The organism is Streptomyces sp. ADMS (assembly GCF_033441795.1).
Taxonomy (GTDB): domain Bacteria; phylum Actinomycetota; class Actinomycetes; order Streptomycetales; family Streptomycetaceae; genus Streptomyces.
Genome location: NZ_JAVFVX010000162.1, coordinates 1 through 12243, shown reverse-complemented (window position 1 = coordinate 12243; position 12243 = coordinate 1). Strand labels below are relative to the sequence as shown.

Sequence of the window (12243 nt, the reverse complement as noted above, 5' to 3'; positions counted from 1 at the left end):
CGACCCACGCCGAACGGTCTGCGGCTGTGTCCACGACGAAGGCGACGTAGACGACACCGCTCCAGGCGGCGACACGAGTGAAACCGGCAACCCAGCAGCGGTTCGGGGCACGGGCAACGAAGTCGCGGTCAAGGAGGTCCGGGGCCCGCCCGGCGGCCGGACCGGCGATCGTCGTGATCACCTTCTTGCCGCGGACGGCGCCGGCGATGCCGAGTTCGCGCACCAGAAGCTCGACAGACGGTGCAGCGGGCCACCGTATGCCCCTGCCCGTTCAGCTCGCGCCAGATCTTCCGGTCCCGCATACGCGGTCGCTGGACGTGTAGACCTCCTGGATTTGCTCTTCGAGTTCCTCGTCGCGCACGGAACGGGCGGAGGGAGTTTCGAGGCGTTTCTTGTGGGCGTACCACTACGGTTGAACTGGCCGGGGCGGTCTGACCGCAACTGCGTGACCTGCGAGCGTGACCTGCGAGTACGCAAGGCTGGTGACCGCCATCGCGGATAGATCATCAGTACGTGGAAGGGGCGATCTTGCAGTCGTGCTCGGTGAGCGACCTGCAGATCGCCTCGACGCCGCCGAAGCGGTCCCGGTACACGTCGATGAACGCTACGAGCGTGATGTGGCCGGTCGGTCTCAGCTGCGAAGAAAATCGCCGCGGCCTTCAGGATCTCGTTGGCCCACTTGAGCTCGGCGTTCTCCTTCTTCAACAGGTGCGAGGCCACGATGTGGCCTCGCACCTCACACCTTCATCACAGGCTGTTCTGCACAATGCAGATGGCGAGGATGGCGGACAACGACCCTAGGGTCTGCGCGACGAAGTCAACCGTATTGGGGTCCGAGTCTCTGACTGCGAAGTCGATGACCGCACCGTTGTTGAGGCTGTTGGTCATCTGCCGTGAGGCCTCGCTCCAGCTGTTCATCAGCTCTGCCTCGGATTGGGTGATGGTGTGCGAGCCGTTGTCGAAGGGCGCCCTGTAAGCCTGCTCCAGGGGGTCGAACCTCGCGGTCTCCGCGACGGTCATGATGAAGACCATCATTGCCCGGGCTACTGAGGCCTGGTTGCGCTGGTCTCGCAGGTCCCGGAACGCCTGCTCCATCACCGGCCCGCTGAGCTCAAAGCCGAACCGACTCCTGCCACCGACCCGCTCCAGATCGATGTAGCTGCCCGTGTAGCTCTCCTCGTTGGGGAGGGCTTCACCCGTCGCGCCCCGGTAGCCGGGGTCGTCGCCCTTGAAGAAGTGAAGATTGTCGCTTGTGGGCCCGCTTGGCGTCGTGAGCTCGAAGCCGATGACGAACAGGTCCCGTGCCCGCATGAGCAGACGGACGCGCGGCGCGTCCGAGGACCCTGCGACGCCACTGTGCTCCAGGTTGAGGGCGAAGATGTTCGGAAACCTCTCCCCATCTTCGCCTCTCGTTTTCTTTGGATCGAGGTTGGGGTCGGTCTGCAGTACTCCGTCATTCAGCACCCTTCCACCGGTCGCCCGCTGGCGTACCGCCTTGACCATCGCCTCGTACGCCGAAAAGCCGCCGTTGATGTCCCAGGTGATGTCCTTGTCGTTGTCGATTGCGCTGGCCTTGTTCTGGAACTGCGGGGCCACCAGGGCGCCGCCGCCCAGCAGCGTGGCAACGGCGAGGAAGAGCGCCAGAAACTTCCCCTTGAACCACCGGGAGCCTCGCCTGTGCCCTCTGCTGCCCGCCCTCGGCGGCGGGCTCGGATCGGAGGTCGAGTGCATGCGTGTGCCCTTTCTCTGTCGGTGCGCTCTCCTGCCCTCAGTGGATCCTCGGACCGTATCGTTGGGGAAGAGTGCTTTGGGTGCACGCGGGCGTCCCGCCCTGCATATGCCCCTGAGGTAAGCCTTCTTGGTCTTAGTCTCCGCTGGGGCAATGGGCGGCACCAGAGTCAAATGTCCTCACTGATGAGTAACAAGGTGAAGTCGTCGACGTCGAGGACCTGCGGCATCCGGAGCGGGGCAGCGGTCAGGGCCCCGGCGCTTGCCTGGCTCGTCCGAACTTGGGTTGATTGATGTCGGCGGTGGACCCCGGAAGTAGGCGAACACGGCACCTGTAGATCATGGAGTCCTACCTTTCTTGATGTGGGTCTGAGCTGGTCATTCGTAAGATCGGCGGGGCCCAGGGGTTCCGGATATGGCTGTCATGGAGTCGCCGCTGGATGGCTCAGAGAACTTGGCCGCCCGGAACCCCGCGACGACTCGACCGCTAATTGGGAGACGCGACGCGATCGCTTCGTAGGACAACGTCGGCGAGGTCGTCTGCTGGGTTCATGTACGACGAGCTGACGGAGGTGGCCGTGCCCGAGATCTGGGCCGGAGTGGACATCGGCAAGGAACATCACCACTGCGTGGTGATCGACGCCCAGGGCAAGCGGCTGCTGTCGCGTCGGATCCTGAACGACGAGGCTGAGCTGCTCCAGCTCATCGCTGACGTACTGGAGCTGTCGCGGGATGTGCTGTGGGCGGTGGACATCAACCACGGCGGGGCCGCGCTCCTGCTCGGTCTGCTGGTCAGTCACGACCAGCACGTCACCTACATCACAGGCCTGGCCGTCCACCGCGCCTCGGCCGGCTACCGGAGCCAGGCCAAGACCGACGCGAAGGACGCGTTCGTCATCGCCGACCAGGCCCGCATGCGCACCGACCTCGGCGTGCTGCGGCCCGGCGACGAGATATCGGTCGACCTGCGCACGCTGGTCACCCGCCGCACCGATCTGGTCTGCGACCGGACCCGGCAGATCAACCGCCTGCGCGCCCAACTCCTGGAAATCTTCCCTGCGTTGGAACGCTCGCTGGACCTGACGAAGAAGGGGCCGGTCCTGTTGCTGACCGGCTATCAGACCCCGGCCGCGATCCGTCGCGCCGGCGCCTCCCGGATCGCGACGTGGCTGAAGAACCGCAAGGTCCGCAACAGCGCGGCCCTGGCCCGGACCGTTGTGGAGGCCGCCGAGGCCCAGTTCACCGCACTGCCCGGCGAGAAACTCGCGGCCACCATGGTGGCCCGCCTGGCAAAGGGGGTGATGGCCCTCGATGAGGAGATCACCGAGCTCGAAGCCCTGATCGAGACCCGGTTTCGCGAGCACCCGCACGCCGAGGTGATTCAGAGCCTTCCTGGCATGGGCACCATGCTGAGCGCGGAGTTCCTCGCGGCGACCGGCGGCGACATGGACACCTTCGGCACAGCCGACCGCCTGGCCGGCTACGCCGGCCTCGCACCCGTCCCCCGCGACTCCGGACGCGTCAGCGGCAACCTCCGCCGCCCACGCCGCTACCACCGTGGCCTGCTCCGCGCCTTCTACCTCTCGGCCTTCGCCAGCCTGCGGAACTGTCCCGCCTCGAAACAGTTCTATGAGCGCAAGCGGACCGAGGGCAAGGGGCACAAACAGGCGCTGCTGGCACTCGCCCGCCGCCGGGCCAACGTCCTGTGGGCCATGATCCGCGACGGAGCGTGCTACCAAGCCACACCACCAGTCACGGCAACGGCTTGACAACGTCATTGGGAAGTTCTCTACACTTCAAGATCCACGAAGGTGCCGTGTTCGTCCCACCATCATCCCCCTCGCTCCTCCCGTCTGTCCCTCACCCCGTCTGGAAGCCCCGGGTGCGGAGGCCGCGAGGGATCAAGTTCGCAGCCTGGTAGCCGAGTTCGAATCGCTCACCGATCCGCGCGGAGCCAGCGGGGTGCGCTACCGGCTCTTCTCCTGCTCGCCCTGGTGGTCTGCGCGATGACACCCGCGGGCCACGACTCGATCACCGCCGCGGCAGAGTGGTGCCGGCGTGCGGCCCCCGAGGAACTGGCCGCCTTCGGCCTGCCCTACCACCCGCTCCTGGGCCGCTACCGGATGCCGAGCGAGAAGACCCTGCGCAGCGTGCTGGGGCGCCTCGATCCGGCCGAGCTCAGCGCGGCCGGGTTCACCTACCTGAAATCCCTGCTCTCCGGCAAGGGCGCAACTCCCGCGCCGCTGATGCCCGACGGCGGCCGGGAGCGGGAACAGCGCCGGGCCCACCAGGCTGCCGTCCAGGCCGATCCGGTGCGCCGCGGGCGCCGGGCGATCGCGGTGGACGGCAAGTGCCTGCGCGGTGCACGATGCCCTGACGGCAGCCGGGTTTTCGTGCTGTCCGCGGTCCGCCACGGCGACGGCATCACCCTCGCCTCGCGTGAGATCGGAAGTGAACGAAGCCAAGCCGAACGCCATTCCCGGAGACGACGGCCAAGACGACCTCTACGAGCACGAGTACACCGACGTGACGGTCCTTCTCCTCATCACATCGCCGGTCTGAAATTTCCCCGGCGTGCGGGAGGTGCTGATCAGCTGGTCAGGGCGGGTTGATGGGGTTTCAGGTTCGTTCGGCCGTTGCCTGGTCGGCGTAGTGCTTCTCCTCGAACTCGTGTCACCTGGGTCAGGCGCCGTCAATGCCGAAGAACGCTATGGCCGCAGCGGCCATGCCGCTCATCGGCAGGCTGTGGCCGGCGCCTTGGACGCCAATGGCCTCGACCCGCACGGTGCCGCTGGAGTCGGCGAACCTGTCGCGCATCCAGCTGCGCTGCGGCTGGTCCGACGAGGTCGGGGTCTGGCTCAGCCCGGCCACATCGGTCCACTGCTCGACCGATTCGCGCTGGAGCTGGTACGGCACGAGGCTGTCCGCGGTGCCGTGCCACAACTGCACTCGGGGGCGGGGCCCGGTGTAGCCCGGGTACGCCGCCCGGACCGCGTCACCCCACTGCTGCGGGGTCTTGTTCATGCTCCCGCTCACGCACTGGCTGGTGGTGGGCGGGAAGTCGGCCGCGTTCGCGAAGCAGGTGAACGGAACCCCCATGAACGACGCCCCGGCCTGGAACACATCCGGGTAGACGGCGAGCAGGGCCTGGGTTTCCTGCCCGCCGGAGGAGCTGCCCGTGGCAAAGACCTGCCCGCGGTCGCCGCCGTACTGCTGCACGGCGTAGGCGACCATCGAGACGATCGACGCCGGATCGCTGCCGCCACCGTGGGTCTTGGACTCCTGCGACCACACGTCGAAGCAGTTGCCCATCACCGTCTGCTTCGTCGCGGTCGGGTAGATGACGATGAAGCCGTACCGATCGGCCAGTCCACTGAACTCGCTCGCCTGGGCGAAGCCCGGGCCCGAACCGCCGCAGCCGTGCATGGCGACGACGATCGGCGGGCTGGCGGGAGCGGAATCCGGAACGTATACGTGCATTCGCAGATTGCCGGGATTGTTACCGAAGTTGGTCACCTGGACGAGTGTGGCGGCGGACGCCGATGTGGGGAGAGCGAAGCCGGCGAGGGTGATCAGCAAACCGCTGACCAGGGCGGTGAGTGTGCCTCTTAAGCGAGTCATTCTGCCTCCTGTCTGGTGTAGCCCCCAGGAGCAAGTTAGGCATGCCCGTGACGACCGTCAATCGTCTGTCAAAGATTGCCGAAGAGTGCGAGGGGCGCCGTGCCTCAAGCGTCCGTGATGGTCGTAAGCCACGCCGCGGCGAGCTCGTCCGCGGGGCCGACCAGCTGCGACTGCAGGGTGTGGAACAGCTCCTGCGTCCGGACACCCGGCCACTCCGGCGGCAGCAGAGCGAGCGGCAGCCGCGGGTCCTGACGGATCACCAGCAGCCACTCGGCGGTCAGCAGAGTGCGCTGCGACAGCTCGTCGAGGTCGCGGAAGGCGTGGTCGGACCAGCGGTGGAGGAAACGCCGGTAGCCCTCGGCGATCGTGGGCAGGTCCCACGCCTCCCGGGCGATCCGCGCGGGATCGGACCACAGAGCCGCCTCGGCCCGGAAGACCTCGGCGTAGTCGAGCAGGTCGAGCGCGGCCAGTGCGGGTGAGACGTCCGTGTCCCACGGCGAGACCCACACTCCGCTGCGCAGAGGCGCGAACCCCTCCCAGCCCAGCCGGGTCCGCAGGGCATGGCGGTCCGCGCGACGCGTCTCCGGCACCGAGAACGCCAGCAGCGTCCAGCGGCCGTCCCAGTCCCGGTCGACGGCATCGGCCTCCAGCCTGTGCTGCCCGTCGCGCAGCACCTCGACCGCACGGGGCGTCAGCCCAAGGAACACCTCGCGGCCCCGGCGTATCGACCGCAGGAGGTCGCGTCGCACCATGCGGGCCACGGCGGCGCGCGTGGCGTGCTCGCCGATGCCGAGCCGGTTCAGTACCGCGATGAGACTGCCGGTCGACACGGCCACGTCACGGCCGAGAACCTGGTCGCCGAAGAGGGCGAGCAGGAGCGTCTCGGGACGTGCGACGTGCCCGTTGCCATCGTCTGGCGCGTCCACTGCCCTCCCACGGTGCACCCCGGTCCGGTCGGCGAAATCGTATCCGGGGCGTGGCGGGTCGCGACCGCCAGGGCCTCGTCCTGCCAGGGGAAGGACGGATGCGCCAGGACGACCTTCAGGTGGGGTAAGCGGCGGCCGGCCTCCTGAACATGTCCCCGCTCCTGCTGGTGGAACTCTCAATGGCCACGCGCGAGTTGGGGCGCGCTGCCGACGAGTTCGACGGCCCTGGCACTGAGGTGTTGCCCGAGCTGGTGCCGAGGGCTGGCTCTACCTCGCCTCGTGGCTGGACCTGGCCACACGCGAGGTCATGGGGTACTCGATGGCCGATCGCCACCGCGCCGAACTCGTCGTCTACGCCCTGGACATGGCCGCCCGGCTGGGCCGCCTGGAGCCCGGCTGCGTGATCCACGGCGACCGCGGATCGGAATACACCTCCAGTCAACTCCGCACCAGAAGTGCCGAGTTGGGGCATCTGCAAAGCGTGGGCCGGACCGGGAGCTGCTTCGACAACGCCGCCGCGGAGAGCTTCTGGGCCGTACTCAAAGAGGAGATCGGCACCCGTTTCCGGCCCGACCGGGCCACCGCCCGCACCGAGATCTTCGACTTCGTCGAGACCTTCTACAACAGATGTCGCCTGCGCAAGCACATCCACTGGGGCTACCTCACGCCCCACGAGACGCGCCTGCGCTACCAACAAAACCAAGCCCTCACCGCGTAACAACCACGTCCCCCGCTGAGCAGCCCAGATCGGACTCCCTCGCCGTCATCCAGGAGATGGCCGGTCGGCTGGAAGCCCCCGCCCGCCGCTGAGGGAACTTGAGGCGTAGAAGGGGCCGAGACCGGTTGACATCCTGCCGCTGCCCGTGCTGAGCCTTGCGGCGCCGTCCAGACGAGGTCCGCAGCTCATTTCTGTAATACATCAATCCAGTACATGGACTACTCTTGGTACATGTCCATGAAGCGTACGAACGTCTATGCCGACCCCGAAGACCTGGCGATCATCAAGGAGGCGGCCAAGCGGAGGGGCATAAGCGAGGCCGAGATCATCCGACAGGGGATCCATCTCGCGGCCATGGCGAATCGAGTCTGGGACGAGCCCCTCTTCTCGCGGACGTTCGAGGGGTCGGGGCGTACGCCGACCAAGGCTGAGGTCCGTGACGCGGTCGCCGATGCGGTCCGCCGCGAGACAGACCCCGGAACCGCCGCGTGATCATCGTTATTGCGGACACGTCCGGCCTCCTGGCCGCTCTCGACTTGACGCACCCGGAACACGGAGCGGCGAACGAGGCGATCATGGCGGCCGGTCTCCTGGTGATGTCCCCGCTCCTGCTGGCGGAACTCGATCACGTGGCCACGCGAGAGCTGGGGCGCGCAGCCGCCGTCAGTGCGATCGATGACCTGCGGCGGTGGATGGGCCGGGGTCGGATTGTCATGCCCGAGATCACGGAAGGCCACTTGGGTGCCGCCCAGTCCGTCCGAGTCCGCTACGGCGCGCTCGACCTGGACCTCGCCGACGCGGTGAACGTGGCCCTCGCCGCCGACTACGACACCGACGCGATCCTCACCCTCGACCGGCGGGACTTCCGGGCCGTACTGCCGTTGAGCCGCCACAAGGCGTTCCGGGTACTGCCCGACGACCTCCCGCTCTGACACGAGATTCGGCTGTAGCCAAGCGCGCGCACCTGCAAGGGGCTTGGTCCCTGACTGCCGGAACGTGATACGGGGGGTGCGGAGCGGGCCTTCACCCTTGATCGTGGACACCGGTTGTTATGCGGCGGTGGTCAGCGTAGTTGATCGCTGTTCGTAGGTGATCGGGCTGATCTGGCCGAGACTGGAGTGCCTTCTTCGGGTGTTGTAGCGGGTTGCCCAGCGGAAGACCGCGAGCCGGGCGGCCCGGGCTCCCGGCCATCGTTGGGCTCCCCCTTGGCCGTACGCAACCTCATCTTCGAGCGCCTCGTGCCCCGGCCCGTCAACGGCCACGCCAGCTGGCCGGCTCCAGTGAAGCGCTGGACCAACATCGCTGACCCGGGCGACGTCGTCACGCTCGCAAAGGAATTGGCCCCGTCGTTCGGGGATGGTATCCGTGATCTTTCGGTCCATAACGGCGCCAAGGCGCACGACGTGCGCCCATACCTTACGGCTCGTGAAACTGGCCAGGCCATCGCCCAGGCACTGCGCTCAGGTGCTAAGTGAGTGGAGCAACGTCGTGGGGCACCACTCTTTGCCGCTTTCAACGGTCGGCGCAGTGGGCAGAGCCGGTACAGAGGCGTGCCGAGCAGGAGGCGTAGGTTTTGTTCGGGTAGACGGGGTCGGAGCATGGGCCCGCTCGGCCCACCCCTGGAGAGGGCGAGTTCGTGACGGATGACGGGCAGGACCTGGCCGACGCGCAGCGGGCGCACTGGCAGCACACCTACACCGCCCATCCCGGCATGTATGGGGAGAAGCCGTCGGTCGCTGCCGCCCACGCCGTCGGCGTCTTCCGTGAAGCCGGCGCTCGTGACGTCGTCGAGCTCGGCGCCGGGCATGGCCGCGACGCCCTGTACCTCGCTCGCGAGGGCTTCACCGTCCAGGCCAGCGACTTCTCCGCCACCGGCCTTGACCAGTTGCGGGCCGCCGCCCGGCAACAGGGGGTGGCCGATCGTGTGACCGCCGTCGTGCACGATGTTCGCGACCCGCTGCCCCTGCCGGACGCCTCGGTGGACGCGGTGTTCGCGCACATGCTGTTGTGCATGGCCTTGTCGACGAAGGAGATCCACGCCCTCGTGGCCGAGGTTTGCCGTGTGCTGCGGCCTGGCGGCGCCTTCGTCTACACGGTCCGCCACACCGGCGACGCCCACTGTGGCACCGGTACCGCCCACGGTGACCACATCTACGAGCACGGCGGCTTCGCCGTGCACTTCTTCGACCGCGCCCTCGTCGAGGCTCTCGCATCCGGCTGGACCCTCGACGAGGTCCACGCTTTCGAGGAAGGCGACCTGCCGCGCCGACTGTGGCGCATCACTCAGACCCTGCCCCGGTGATCACCGAGATCAGGTGTCCTGCTCGAACAGCAGGACGTCGTCGGGAGTCCTTCCTCCCGCCCCAGTGCCGTCTATGGCTCCGCCCTTGATCCGCTGAGCCCAGAGCTTGCGCCCATCACGCGGTACATGCCGATCGAGTCGTGCGTGGCGGTGTCGGCGAAGCCGAATTTCTCGTAGAGGTGGCGGGCGGGACCGTCCGCGATCAGCGAGACATAGGCGGTGGCGGGCGCCCGACGCTCCAGTTCGTCGGTGAGCGCGGCCATGATGCGCTTGCCGAGGCCGCGTCCCTGGTGTGCGGGGTGTACGCACATGTCGACGATCTGGAACGCGGTACCGCCGTCACCGATAATCCGTCCCATGCCGACGGGCTCCCCCTGGTAGTCGAGGAGCACCCCGTGCCAGGTGTTGGGAAGGGCGAGCGCGACTGCTTCCGGGTCTTTGTCCGAGAGGCCGGCATCGGTACGCAAGCGGCGGAAGACCTCGACGGAGGGCACGCCTACGCTCAATTCGTAAGGCTCACTCAAGCTGTCCACTTCCGATCGTGCGATGTGCGCGGTGCTGGGCCTGACCTGGTGTTCGGCTCGATGGTCAGTGTCCTGCCTCGGCGTGGTCGCCGTGATCGCTGAGCTGTGCTTCGAACCAGTCGTGCAGGGCGTCGACCAGAGCGGGTTCGTCGGTGGTGTAGCTGAGGGCGGCTCCGTCGGGCCGCTCCCGGTAGCGGACTTCGATGCGCTCGTAGCCGTCTTCCAGTTCCGCCAGGCCCGGCATGCTGTCGCCGTGTATCTGGGCGGGGTCGCCGAAGTCTCCCTTGCTGAACGCTTTGGCCTCCTGCTGGAGATGGCTGCGTATGAGACCGATCTGGTTCTCGTCGGGCCGGTCTGCGACGACGTCCTGGACTCCGCCTGTCTCGGTGGGGGTGAAGTGGTGAGTGGTCTGTTCGAGGTCGAAGGGCATCACGGTCTGACCGCGTTCGGCGACCGCTTCCTGCCGGTCGGTCCGACGGTCGTCACGGTCCTGCTCGGGGCCGCTGAGCAGCAGGACTGCGGCCAGTGTGGCGCCGATGCCCCCTGCGGTGATGCCGACCGTCACGAGTCGGCGCTTGCCGTTGTTCATCCAGTGCCTCCGTGAGTACTTTCGAGGGCGTGCGGTACGGCCGCTCGTTCCGGGTGGGATCACTTCAACCGGGTGGTCCGGATGCCGGGCGGGCGGGCGCCACGGTTCAGAGCGGTACTCGGCGGCTTCGCAGGTGTTGGTGCGGCCCGCACCTGCTGCCTGGAAGGCCGTTGGGTTCCGCTGGCTTCGACTTACTCGTTCCTGGACGGGATCAGCCACAGGGCAATGACGGCGGAGAGCGCGGCCACGCCTGTTGCTACGAGGAACGCGTCGTCGAAGCCTGAGGCGGCTTGGGTGCCGGTGCGGGCGGCGATACTCGTGGCTGCGGCGCTGGAGACGGCCGCGGCGCCGACCGAAGCGCCGAACTCGTGGAAGGTGCTGACGATTCCGGAGGCCACGCCGGCCTCGTGGGGGGCGACGCTGCTGAGCGCTGTGGCCGAGGCGACGACGAACAGGGCGCCCAGTCCCGCCGAGGCGATGCTCACGCCGGTGACCATCGCGGTGGTTCCGGACCAGAGCACCGGTACGAGGAACCCGCCGGCCGCGACAGCCAGGGCGACCGCAGCCAGCGTCCGGGCTCCCAGATGGCCGATCACGCGGCCGGCGGTGGTAGCGGCGGCCGTGGTCAGCAGCGCCACCGGCAGGAACAGCACGCCGGTCGTCAGAGCACCGTGGCCCTGATGGTTCTGGAGGTAGAACGAGCCGAGGAAGAAGGCCCCCACCATCAGTGCCGTGGTGACAGCGATCACGAAGGTGCCCGCCACCACCGGGCGCTTGCCGAGCAGAAGCAGGTCCATCAACGGCGCCGCCGCCCGGCGCTGCCACGCTGCGAAGGCGGCGTAGGCGGCTGCTGAGAAGGTGACCAGAACGACGGTGACAGTGTCGAGCCAGCCGTGGTCGCCGGCCCGGATCAGGGCGTAGATGAGGGCGCCGGTTGCCGCAGCGACCAGGGCGGCCCCGGGAACGTCGAGGGAACCGGTGGCCGCGCGGGGCAGGCGGGGCAGTATCCGGGCGAGCGAGACGAGGACGATCAGGCCGACGGGGACGTTGACGAAGAAGACCCACGCCCAGCCCGGACCTGCCGTGATCAGCCCGCCCAGCAGTACGCCGAGGGCGGCGCCCCCGCCGCCGAGCGCCGACCAGATGCCCAGCGCGCGGTTGCGCTCGTCGCCGTCGAACAGCCGCACCACCACGGACAGCGCGGCGGGCGAGAGCATCGCGGCGCCCGCCCCCTGCGCGATTCGCGCGGCGAGCAGCAGTTGGGCGCCGGTGGCGAGTCCGGCGGCAAGGGACGCGGCGGTGAACACGGCGAGCCCGGCCAGGACGACTCGCTTGGGACCGAACAGGTCCGCGGCCCGGCCGCCGAGCAGCATCAGGCTCCCGAACGTGAGGGCGTAGCCGCTGACCACCCAGGTCAGTGCGGCGCGGTCCAGGTCGAGTTCGGCACCCATGTGGGGGAGCGCGATCGCCACCACGGTGATGTCGAGGATCAGCATCAGTTGGGCCAGCCCCAGCAGGCCCAGGACCGGCCAGCGCAGCGGATGGGGGGCATCCGGCGCGTGTGTGCTCGTGGTTTCCGTGTCGCTCATGACGCTCACCTCTCGCATCTAAGTCGTACAGGTGTGTTCACGTTATGCGCCCCGGGGGTATAACCCAAACGGGTCTGTTCGCTTTATCTGGGTACTGTGGGCGCATGGCCAGTAAGAGCACCGCCACCCACGCCAAGCGCGCCGATGCCCTGCGGAGCATCGAGGCGATCGAGCAGGCGGCGGCCGACTGCCTTGGACGGAACCCGGAGGCGAGCCTGAGCGAGATCGCGCGCGCCGCGGGCGTGG

12 protein-coding genes and 4 pseudogenes are annotated in these 12243 nt (G+C 68.0%); 7 read left to right on the top strand and 9 right to left on the bottom strand.

Annotation, left to right across the window (positions count from 1 at the left end; genetic code table 11):
* The 3 genes and pseudogenes from RB628_RS37110 to RB628_RS37100 all read right to left on the bottom strand — a co-directional run.
* Positions 1-223: pseudogene (locus RB628_RS37110) on the bottom strand (IS3 family transposase); the annotation flags it as partial.
* A gap of 286 nt (positions 224-509) precedes the next feature.
* A pseudogene (locus RB628_RS37105) lies at positions 510-705 on the bottom strand (IS3 family transposase); the annotation flags it as partial.
* Positions 706-747: 42 nt separating this feature from the next.
* Positions 748-1731 (bottom strand): ribosome-inactivating family protein, encoded by a 984-nt coding sequence (locus RB628_RS37100; RefSeq protein ID WP_318325045.1) that lies wholly within the window; start codon positions 1729-1731, stop codon positions 748-750.
* A gap of 569 nt (positions 1732-2300) precedes the next feature.
* Between RB628_RS37100 and RB628_RS37095 the strand changes: the two genes are divergently transcribed.
* Entirely contained in the window at positions 2301-3497 is a 1197-nt protein-coding gene (locus RB628_RS37095; protein ID WP_318325047.1) for an IS110 family transposase, read from the top strand.
* Between the two features lie 47 nt (positions 3498-3544).
* Positions 3545-4193 (top strand): annotated as a pseudogene (locus RB628_RS37090) (transposase family protein); the annotation flags it as partial.
* Between the two features lie 217 nt (positions 4194-4410).
* On the opposite strand, the gene RB628_RS37085 reads toward RB628_RS37090, so the two are convergent.
* Positions 4411-5349: a PHB depolymerase family esterase gene (locus RB628_RS37085; protein ID WP_318325044.1), complete on the bottom strand. Its 939-nt coding sequence runs from the start codon at positions 5347-5349 to the stop codon at positions 4411-4413.
* Between the two features lie 104 nt (positions 5350-5453).
* A complete protein-coding gene (locus tag RB628_RS37080; protein WP_318325043.1) occupies positions 5454-6275 on the bottom strand; it encodes a PaaX family transcriptional regulator C-terminal domain-containing protein in 822 nt (273 codons plus the stop codon).
* A 307-nt stretch (positions 6276-6582) separates the two neighbouring features.
* On the opposite strand from RB628_RS37080, the gene RB628_RS42795 reads away from it, so the two are divergent.
* The 3 genes from RB628_RS42795 (at position 6583) to RB628_RS37060 (ending at position 7925) form a co-directional block, all read left to right on the top strand.
* Positions 6583-6993, top strand: a complete 411-nt coding sequence (locus RB628_RS42795; RefSeq protein WP_412180786.1) for an IS3 family transposase — start codon at positions 6583-6585, stop codon at positions 6991-6993.
* A gap of 231 nt (positions 6994-7224) precedes the next feature.
* A complete protein-coding gene (locus RB628_RS37065) occupies positions 7225-7485 on the top strand; it encodes a CopG family transcriptional regulator (protein WP_318325042.1) in 261 nt (86 codons plus the stop codon).
* On the top strand, positions 7482-7925 hold the full coding sequence (locus RB628_RS37060; RefSeq protein ID WP_318325041.1) for a PIN domain-containing protein: 444 nt from the start codon (positions 7482-7484) through the stop codon (positions 7923-7925). The genes RB628_RS37065 and RB628_RS37060 overlap by 4 nt, the downstream gene beginning before the upstream one ends.
* Positions 7926-8042: 117 nt before the next feature.
* Here RB628_RS37060 and RB628_RS37055 read toward each other — a convergent pair.
* A pseudogene (locus tag RB628_RS37055) lies at positions 8043-8195 on the bottom strand (integrase core domain-containing protein); the annotation flags it as partial.
* A gap of 3 nt (positions 8196-8198) precedes the next feature.
* Between RB628_RS37055 and RB628_RS37050 the strand changes: the two are divergent.
* Positions 8199-8468, top strand: a complete 270-nt coding sequence (locus tag RB628_RS37050) for a hypothetical protein (RefSeq protein ID WP_318325048.1) — start codon at positions 8199-8201, stop codon at positions 8466-8468.
* 161 nt (positions 8469-8629) lie between these two features.
* A complete protein-coding gene (locus RB628_RS37045; RefSeq protein ID WP_318325040.1) occupies positions 8630-9295 on the top strand; it encodes a class I SAM-dependent methyltransferase in 666 nt (221 codons plus the stop codon).
* Between the two features lie 71 nt (positions 9296-9366).
* Here the strand turns inward: RB628_RS37045 and RB628_RS37040 are convergent, their stop codons facing one another.
* The 3 genes from RB628_RS37040 to RB628_RS37030 form a co-directional block, all read right to left on the bottom strand.
* Positions 9367-9828, bottom strand: a complete 462-nt coding sequence (locus tag RB628_RS37040) for a GNAT family N-acetyltransferase (protein ID WP_318325039.1) — start codon at positions 9826-9828, stop codon at positions 9367-9369.
* A 55-nt stretch (positions 9829-9883) separates the two neighbouring features.
* The gene (locus RB628_RS37035; protein WP_318325038.1) at positions 9884-10408 is read right to left on the bottom strand and encodes an aspartate carbamoyltransferase; all 525 of its coding nucleotides are present in this window, start codon (positions 10406-10408) and stop codon (positions 9884-9886) included.
* A 191-nt stretch (positions 10409-10599) separates the two neighbouring features.
* Positions 10600-11997, bottom strand: coding sequence for an MFS transporter (locus RB628_RS37030; protein ID WP_318325037.1), 1398 nt, complete (start codon positions 11995-11997; stop codon positions 10600-10602).
* Positions 11998-12243 lie beyond the last annotated feature (246 nt).